General features: G+C 64.9%; 8 protein-coding genes and 1 CRISPR repeat array. Of the genes, 5 read left to right on the plus strand and 3 right to left on the minus strand.

Going from position 1 to position 8,458, the window contains the following annotated elements:
* Positions 1 to 88: 88 nt before the first annotated feature.
* Positions 89 to 319: a hypothetical protein gene (locus tag SSO01S_RS01735; RefSeq protein WP_066794161.1), complete on the plus strand. Its 231-nt coding sequence runs from the start codon at positions 89 to 91 to the stop codon at positions 317 to 319.
* 19 nt (positions 320 to 338) lie between these two features.
* The gene (locus SSO01S_RS01740) at positions 339 to 1,292 is read left to right on the plus strand and encodes a hypothetical protein (protein ID WP_157073580.1); all 954 of its coding nucleotides are present in this window, start codon (positions 339 to 341) and stop codon (positions 1,290 to 1,292) included.
* Between the two features lie 15 nt (positions 1,293 to 1,307).
* Here SSO01S_RS01740 and bla read toward each other — a convergent pair whose 3' ends face one another.
* The 3 genes from bla to SSO01S_RS01755 form a co-directional block, all read right to left on the minus strand.
* Complete coding sequence (gene bla, locus SSO01S_RS01745; RefSeq protein WP_083942768.1) at positions 1,308 to 2,231, minus strand: class A beta-lactamase; 924 nt, start codon at positions 2,229 to 2,231, stop codon at positions 1,308 to 1,310.
* Positions 2,232 to 2,294: 63 nt separating this feature from the next.
* Positions 2,295 to 4,595: an autotransporter domain-containing protein gene (locus SSO01S_RS17425; protein ID WP_157073581.1), complete on the minus strand. Its 2,301-nt coding sequence runs from the start codon at positions 4,593 to 4,595 to the stop codon at positions 2,295 to 2,297.
* Between the two features lie 198 nt (positions 4,596 to 4,793).
* On the minus strand, positions 4,794 to 5,669 hold the full coding sequence (locus tag SSO01S_RS01755) for an MBL fold metallo-hydrolase (protein WP_066794176.1): 876 nt from the start codon (positions 5,667 to 5,669) through the stop codon (positions 4,794 to 4,796).
* Between the two features lie 70 nt (positions 5,670 to 5,739).
* On the opposite strand from SSO01S_RS01755, the gene SSO01S_RS01760 reads away from it, so the two are divergent.
* The 3 genes from SSO01S_RS01760 to SSO01S_RS01770 are packed head-to-tail and all read left to right on the plus strand — an operon-like array spanning position 5,740 to position 7,384.
* Complete coding sequence (locus SSO01S_RS01760; protein ID WP_157073582.1) at positions 5,740 to 6,054, plus strand: ArsR/SmtB family transcription factor; 315 nt, start codon at positions 5,740 to 5,742, stop codon at positions 6,052 to 6,054.
* A 4-nt stretch (positions 6,055 to 6,058) separates the two neighbouring features.
* On the plus strand, positions 6,059 to 6,577 hold the full coding sequence (locus tag SSO01S_RS01765) for a rhodanese-like domain-containing protein (RefSeq protein WP_066794181.1): 519 nt from the start codon (positions 6,059 to 6,061) through the stop codon (positions 6,575 to 6,577).
* Between the two features lie 6 nt (positions 6,578 to 6,583).
* Positions 6,584 to 7,384 carry a sulfite exporter TauE/SafE family protein gene (locus SSO01S_RS01770; protein WP_066794183.1) on the plus strand — a complete coding sequence of 267 codons (801 nt, stop codon included), beginning with the start codon at positions 6,584 to 6,586 and terminating at the stop codon, positions 7,382 to 7,384.
* A gap of 16 nt (positions 7,385 to 7,400) precedes the next feature.
* Positions 7,401 to 8,428: a CRISPR direct-repeat array (repeat unit 36 nt; unit sequence GTTGCTGTTGGCCCGCGATTTCTGAACTGCTAGGCC).
* The last annotated feature ends 30 nt before the right edge of the window (positions 8,429 to 8,458 follow it).

The raw sequence follows: 8,458 nt of genomic DNA on the forward strand, positions 1-8,458 counted from the left end.
TTGCGCCCGGTTCCTCATGGCTTGCAAGGGGAGGGGAAACCACCGCATTAGCGGTACGTTGAATTGTTCAGCGTAACGAAGGACCGTCATGAGCAAGAAGCCGCCAGTACCTGAAGCCGCCCAGCCGCCCTTTCCCGTCGAGGAGGCACCGCACACGCATGAAGAGGGCAGCGAAGCGCTGGAAGCCGTAAAGCAGATGGCGCAGGCCAAGCAGCGTTGGGCACCCAGCACCCGCCAGCTCGGCATGGGCGCTGCGATCGGCATCGGATCCGCCGCGATCGTCGCCGGACTGCTCTATTGGCGCGGCGGACGCAAATAACGCCTTGGACGAAGCGCCCTTGAAGCACGCCAGGGACGGAACCGGACCAGCCGAAGATCCGCACACGCCCCACAGGCCCTATGCCCGCATCGCGGTGCGCGGCGTTGCTGAGTTCGTCACCCATTTCTGCGCAGCGCTCACCCGGCGCTTCGAGGGGGATATCGATCTCGGGCTGATCTTCGTCCACCTGCTGCGGCGCGCCGACCTGAGCGGTACGGGTGCGGGCGCGATGGCCCCCACCAGCATCAGCGCGCTCGCGCGTTCCGCCGGCCGACCGTTCGAAACCGTGCGGCGGCTTTGCAAGAAGCTCGTTGCGATGGGGTTGGCCGAGCAGTCCTCTGCCGGCCCCTTCATCCCGGCGCATGTGCTCGATCAGCCGATGGTGCAGGAGCTGCGCCAGGAGTATCACGACAATCTGGTGAAAACGGTCAGCGATCTGGCGCGCGTCGGCTATCCCATGCCTGAAGCGCGCGGAGATGGCATTTCCGGTGAAGCGATCGAGCGCGCGGCGATCGATCTGCTGCTGCATGCGTTCGAATTCGGGCTGCCGGCGCAGCCCACGCCGAACTGGCAGCGCGCTTTCGTCTATATCGCGGTGATGGCCGCGAATGCGCGGCGCTACACTTTCGATCCCGAGCTTTCCGGACGCTACAAGGATGCTGCCACGCCTCCTCCCGATCATCTGCGCACGCCGGTGGGGGCAAGCGCGCTGGCTCGCGCCACCGCAGCGCCCTATTCCACCGTTCGGCGGAATCTCCAGTCGATGATCGCCGACGGTATCCTTGTCCGGGCGGGGCATGGCTATCTGATCAGCATGGAATGGATGCAGCGCCCGGAGCTCGCAGCTGCAGGAGCTGCCGTGGCGGCGCAGCTCGACCGGGCAATCCGGGGATTGGCGCAGGCTGGTTTTCCGATCAGTGCGCCCGAAACCGCATATTGGCGCGGCCCGCCCAGGATGATCGCCTTCACCTGAGGGAAATTGGCGGCATCAACGTCTTGATAGGCTTGCCGCGGCAAGCCGTCCGACCGCAGCGAGTGCGGCTTCGGCCTGCGGGTCCATCGGCTCCGCGAGGCGCTTCGGTTCGAAATATGCGGTGACGATCAGCGGCGCGCGCCCCAGCGGCCCGCCAAAAGCGAGATCGACATAGACATGCTTGCTCTTGCCGATCCCGCTGCCGGTCTTGTCGCCGGAATGCCATTCTGCGGGGAAGCCCGCACGGATGCGGGCCTGCCCGGTTTTGACTTCGGCCATCCAGGCCCTGAGAAGCGCGCGGCTTTGCAGCGCGAGCGCGTCGCCGTGGACGAGCCGCGCAACGCTCGCCGCCATCGCCGCGGGGGTCGTGGTATCCAGATCGGTTCCGGGTGGCGTCTCGTTCAGTTCGGGCTCGTAGCGGTCTAGTCGGCTGACATTGTCGCCGATCGACCGCCAGAATGCTGTTACCTTCTCCGGCCCGCCCAGCCTGCGCATCAGGACATTGGCGGCCGTATTGTCGCTGGTGATCAATGTCGCCTTCGCCAGTTCCCGGATCGAAAGTCCTTTGTCCAGGTTGGCTTTTGTCACCGGGCTGACCCAGAGCATATCCTTGCTTGTCCAGCGAAGAACCTCATCAGGATCGATCGTGCCAGCATCCGCTCCCGCAAGGATCATCGCCGCCAGCGACATCTTGAACGAACTGGCATGGGCAAAGCGCTCATTCTCGCGCCAGCCGAACCCGAGCCCCGTGGCGGTGTCTAGAATATAGGCCCCCAGCCGACCGTTCGCGCTTTGCTCCAGCGCGCGAAGCTCGGCGATGGCGGCTTCGTTGGGCCATACGGTGCTGGCAGGGGACAGGCAGCCCTGAAGCAGGAAAGCGCCGCCGCCGATCAATAAAGTGCGGCGATCCGCCGATTGCGGGATTTGAGGCTGATTCATCGCCTGGCTTTATCGATGGGGGCGGGACCCAGCGCAAGCATCGCGCTGTCCCGCCCGCCTCTTCTAGAAGCCGAAGTGAAGCGAAGCGCTTACCGAGAACGGATTGCCAAGCGTGTTCCCAACGGTCTGATGCGCGGAGAGCGACAATATGCCGTTGCGCCCGATCCGCTGGTCGATATCCGCGCCAAGTCGGCCATAGTTGCGGTCCACCGCGTACTGGCCCGCAGTGCCGCCCATGCCGGTGCCGATGATCTGGAATGCCGGCCCCGTGTCGAACCGGTCGAAGCGATGGATATACTCCCCGCGCAGGCGGAGCGTGGTCGCTTCGGCGAGCGTGAACCGGCTCGTCAGGCCCAACCTGCCTTCCGACGCCTCGTCCACCGAACGGCCGACCGTGACCGGAAAGCCCCCGCCATTCTCGGTGTAGCCATCGATGGTGATCTTGCTCCACGTATAGCCGATTGATGGGGTCAGTCCGAAGCGGCTGTCTCCCACCATATCGGTCCAGTCCAGCCTGGCGCGGAGCGCGACCCCCTGCGCATCGGTCGTGCTCGAACTGGTGTTCGTAGTCGCCCCGTTCAGGTAGTTGCGGTTGAGGCGCACATCCCAGTCACCATAAATAGCGGTGCCGGCCAGAATGGCGCCGCTTTCGCCCAGGCGCAGGTCGATCTCGGCCATGCCGTGCCATCCATCGACCTTTTGCTTGCCCCCCAGCGCGAGATCCGTGTCGCTCCGGTCGTATCCGATGCCCGCGCCGAGCCGCAGCGGCCCGGCATCCATGCACGCACCGGCCTCGGCCATCACGCTATCGGCATTGGTGCGCCCGTTGCGCCGGTAATCCAGCACGCCCCACGCGCAACCGCTTCCCGGCAACGCATAATCGGTGAGGAGCCGGTGATGCGCTCCCCACATTGCTAGACCGAGCCCACCCTGCAGCACCCGGTTGGGCGAGGCCTGAAGCACCGAGGTGGTGAAGTCCGTGAGGCCGATAACCCCAGGCGTTGGCGCGGGGGTAGGAGTGGGCGTTGGCGTTGGCGTTGGCGTGGGTGTTGGGGCAGGCGTGGGTGTGGGTGTGGGTGTGGGTGTGGGTGTGGGAGCGGGAGTAGGCGTCGGCGTCGAGCCTGCGCCGCGGGCGATATACGCCTGCCCGTGTCCGTTGAGGTTCCCATAGCCAATGATGACGTTGCCGTCGTCGCTGACGCCCACGGCCTGACGATACTGGTTCTGGCCGTTGTTTACGCCGGCTGCGGCAAGCCATGCCGCGACGGTCTGGACGCTGCCCCCCGACCAGCGCACCGCTTTCGATTCGTTTACTTGCAGGGTGCCGATCATCATGCCGGGCACCAGCGCCTGGCCAACGATCACGCTGCCATCGGCGCTTACGCCCGTCGCGCTCGATTGGAGCTGATCCGGCAGCTTGGGCAGGGCGGCGATGCCGGCCGCGGTCCATTTGACGGCGACTGAATTGTCGTTCTTTTGCAGGTCGTTGCCCATCACACCGCCCTGCTGCGAAAAGCCGACGATCGTTTTCCCATCGGCCGAGATGTCGTTCGCCCAGCTCGATGCGCCGGCGTTGCTGTGGGTCGGCAACACGCCCAGCGCGACAAATCCGGTTTCGCGCGTCCAGCGCAGCGCTTGGATGCTCGGCCCGACAATCGTTCCGTTCTGGAATTGCTGGCCCGGACCGCCGACGCCGGTGATGACCGATCCGTCGCGGGAAATGGCCTTGATCTCGGCGTTGAACGTAACGCCGTTCTGCTCGGGTGTGGTCTTGCCGATCTGCAGCAATTGTTCAGGCGCGCCGCCCGCTGTCCACAGCACGGGAATAGCCATGTTCGAGATGAGCGAATGGCCAGCGATGACGTTGCCATCGCCGCTTACTACCAGAGCCACGTAGCTGGCAGCATTGGCCGGCCTCTCGAGGATGCTGACTGCGCCGTTGACCCATTTGATGCCAATCGGCGTGCCGATGCGCGAATCGATGCGGGCCTCCCCGACGATCACCGATCCGTCGTCGGATACGCCGGACGCATAGAAATGCAGATAGCCAGTCGGCTGAGCCAGCTTGACGGCGCTGGTGGGCGAGAAGCTCCAGGCTTCGCGCACCGGCAGCTTGTTGATCAGCTTGTTGTGATAGCCGATCACCGTCGAACCATCTCCGGATATCGCGACGAAACCGACTGCGTCCGAGTCCGTGTTCGCGCCATTCTCGTCGCCCTCGGGGCTCCCAGGGATTTCCTCTGATCCGGTGACCTGGGCACAGGCTTGGCTCGGCAGCGTCGCGAGCAGGACTGCCGCACCCAAGGTGGCCGCCAGCCCCATGGGCGTGCCTGGCATAATGCTGGTGGCCAACTTGCCGGTCATATACGAACCCTCCCTCGATCCCTCGCCGAACAATGATGCGAGCAGTGCCGCCTAACCGTTTGGCGAAGCACATGGCACCCCCGGTTCAGGGGATGGCCGTGATGGATTACGGGAGAAAATGCCGGTCTTTTCTACGGGCGCGGGGGCGGCGTCTCGCTCGCGCGCGCAGGGTGCTCTTTATCCGGACCGGCGCGTCGATCAGGCGCTCTCGCCTTTCCACTTCACGGGGATGCGCAGGTAGCTGACGCCGTTCGCCTCTGCCGGTTGGAAATGGCCAGCGCGGATGTTGACCTGGATCGAGGGCAGCAGGAGCCTAGGCGCCGACAGCCCGGCATCCCGTTGCTCACGCATCGCGACGAAATCGTCTTCGTTCACCCCGTCATGGACGTGGACGCTGGAGCGGCGCTGTTCTCCCACGGTGGTTTCCCAGCGATATTCGTCGCGGCCCGGCGCCTTGTAATCATGGCACAGAAACAGCCGTGTCGTCTCGGGCAGCGCCAGCAGGCGGCGGATCGAGCGATAGAGGGTCCGTGCGTCGCCGCCGGGGAAGTCGGCGCGGGCAGTGCCGTAATCGGGCATGAAAAGCGTGTCGCCGACGAACGCAGCGTCGCCGATCCGATAGGCGATATCCGCGGGCGTGTGCCCCGGCACGTGTAGCACTTCCACGTCCAGTGAGCCAATGACGAAGCGCTCGCCATCTTCGAACAGCCGGTCAAAGTCCGATCCGTCGGTCTTCAGATCGTCCATCGCAAAGACCGGGCGGAAGATTTTCTGCACGTTGCGGATATGCGCGCCGATCCCGATCCAGGCACCGGTTTGCGCCTTGATGAAGGGCGCGGCCGATAGATGATCGGCATGGGCGTGGGTCTCCAGGACCATTTCGATCCGCCACTTATGCTCGCGCGCAAAGTCGAGGATCCGCTCGGCCGAGCGCGTGTCGGCGACGCCGCTTGCGATGTCGAAATCGAGCACCGGGTCTATCACCGCTGCGCTCTGCGTCGCGGAATCGCCGACGAGATAGCTGATCGTGTTGGTCGGCTCGTCGAAAAATGCCTCGATGAAAGGCTGTGTCATGAATCTTCTCCGTTAGCTCTTGCTAATATATTAGAGGCTTCTATATTAGCAATACCTAATGGAGGTGACGATGATCAAGCCGCCGATGGATTTGGCGACCTTTGAGACCAGGGCCGGGCAGGTGGCGGACACGCTGAAGGCGATCGGCAATCCGCGGCGGCTGATGCTGCTGTGCAAGCTGGTCGAACATGGCGAAGTGACCGTCGGCGCGCTCGCGCGCGATGTCGGCTTGTCGCAATCGGCCTGTTCGCAGCACCTCGCGAAGATGCGCGACGAAGGGCTCGTCACTTATCGGAGGGAGAGCCAGACGCTCTGGTACGCCATCGCGGATCCGCGCGTCGAAAACCTGCTCGCAACCCTCTACCAACTCTACTGCAAGGATTGATGTAATGACGCTTGCCACGCTTTCCCCTGCAGAAGCCCGCGCTGCGATCGACGCCGGTGCGCGGTTGATCGACATTCGCGGCGCCGACGAACATGCGCGCGAGCGCATCCCCGGGGCGATCAATGTGCCGCTCGACCGGATCTGCGACCTGCCATGCGACGGGCGCCCAATCGTGTTCCACTGCAAGGCGGGGATGCGCACAGCCGGCAATGCGGCGCAGCTCGCCGCAGCCGCTGGCGATACCCGCGCCTATATTCTTGAAGGTGGCATCGATGCCTGGCGCGGGGCCGGGCAGGCGACGCTCGCCGATCGCGCACAGCCGCTGGAAATCATGCGTCAGGTGCAGATCACTGCCGGCGCGCTGGTGCTGGCCGGGGTGCTGCTCGGGCTGTTCGTCGCGCCCGGTTTCTTCGGATTGTCGGCGTTCGTCGGCGGGGGCCTGATGTTCGCGGGCGTAACGGGATGGTGTGGCATGGCCAACCTGCTGCGGATCATGCCCTGGAACCGTCGGGCTGCGGCCTGAGCCATTATGGATATCGTCACGATTCTCGCCGCGATCTTGTCGGGTGGCGCGATCGGTCTGATCCTCGGCCTGGTCGGCGGAGGCGGATCGATCCTCGCCGTGCCGCTTTTGGTCTATGTCGTCGGCGTCGGATCGGCCCATGCCGCGATCGGCACGGCGGCGGTTGCCGTCGCGGGAAACGCGGTTGCCAGCCTGATCGGCCACGCGCGGGCGGGCCGCGTGAAGTGGCGGTGCGCGGGTGTGTTCGCGGTGGCGGGCATGATCGGCGCGGCGCTCGGCGCCGAGCTTGGCAAGGCCGTTGACGGCAAGCGGCTGCTTGTCCTGTTCGGCCTGCTGATGATCGGAGTGGGGCTTTCGATGCTGCGCAGGCGGCGTGCGGCGGAGGCCCCCGATGTCCAGTTGACGCGGGACAGCGCTGCGGTGCTGCTGCCGCGCCTGGTCCCGATCGGGCTGGGCGTAGGGGGTGCCGCCGGGTTCTTCGGGATCGGCGGCGGCTTCCTGATCGTCCCCGGCCTGATCCTCGCGACCGCTATGCCGCTATCCTATGCGATCGGCACGTCGCTCGTCGTGGTCAGCGCGCTGGGGCTGACGACGGCCACCTCCTACGCGCTGTCCGGCCTGGTCGACTGGGGCGTGACCGCGCTGCTGATGGCCGGCGGCGTGGGCGGGACGATCGCCGGCATGGCGCTGGGCAAGCTGCTGGGCGGCCGCAAGGCGCGGCTGGAGCGCGGATTTGCGGTCATCGTGATCGCGGTCGGAGGATATGTCGTTGCATCGTCGGGGATCGGGTTGCCGGGAGTGAATTGACACAACGGCCGATGCTGTTGCTGTTGGCCCGCGATTTCTGAACTGCTAGGCCTATCTGGCGCAAGGAAGTCGGTGACGCCTTGTTGCTGTTGGCCCGCGATTTCTGAACTGCTAGGCCCATCGCCCCCGCGCCCGCCTCCGCCGGATCGTTGCTGTTGGCCCGCGATTTCTGAACTGCTAGGCCGCCCGCGAGCACGACGCCGAACGCCGCGCCGTTGCTGTTGGCCCGCGATTTCTGAACTGCTAGGCCCGCAACGGCGATCGACAATGGCCTTGCCAAGTTGCTGTTGGCCCGCGATTTCTGAACTGCTAGGCCTCACTGGCGCATGTGAAGAGGGCACTCGCCAGTTGCTGTTGGCCCGCGATTTCTGAACTGCTAGGCCACCCGCGTGCGCGGCATGGGAGAGACCACTGTTGCTGTTGGCCCGCGATTTCTGAACTGCTAGGCCCCTCCAGCACGAACACCAGCGCGCAACCTTCGTTGCTGTTGGCCCGCGATTTCTGAACTGCTAGGCCCATGGGCGATTTCTGGGCACGCTTCGCGGCGTTGCTGTTGGCCCGCGATTTCTGAACTGCTAGGCCGCTTACCGGCAATGCCACGAAGGGCAATGTGTTGCTGTTGGCCCGCGATTTCTGAACTGCTAGGCCGATCCGACCAGCAAGGACAAGTCGGCGCGCGTTGCTGTTGGCCCGCGATTTCTGAACTGCTAGGCCATCCTCGAGCATTGTGAGCTGCCGGAAATCGTTGCTGTTGGCCCGCGATTTCTGAACTGCTAGGCCCGGCTCCTCGCAGCAGCCGCTGGCCGCCCAGTTGCTGTTGGCCCGCGATTTCTGAACTGCTAGGCCTCAGCACCCCTCCGGTGATCACTGCCCCCCGTTGCTGTTGGCCCGCGATTTCTGAACTGCTAGGCCAGCGGAAGCGTCGAGCGTGTACCCCCTGGGGTTGCTGTTGGCCCGCGATTTCTGAACTGCTAGGCCAGCGGCTTCCCAGCCTTCCTTCTGCGCGCGGTTGCTGTTGGCCCGCGATTTCTGAACTGCTAGGCCCGCCTCGAGGTCCTCGAGCGTCCCGTTGTT

The organism is Sphingomonas soli NBRC 100801 (assembly GCF_001591025.1).
Classification (GTDB): domain Bacteria; phylum Pseudomonadota; class Alphaproteobacteria; order Sphingomonadales; family Sphingomonadaceae; genus Sphingomonas; species Sphingomonas soli.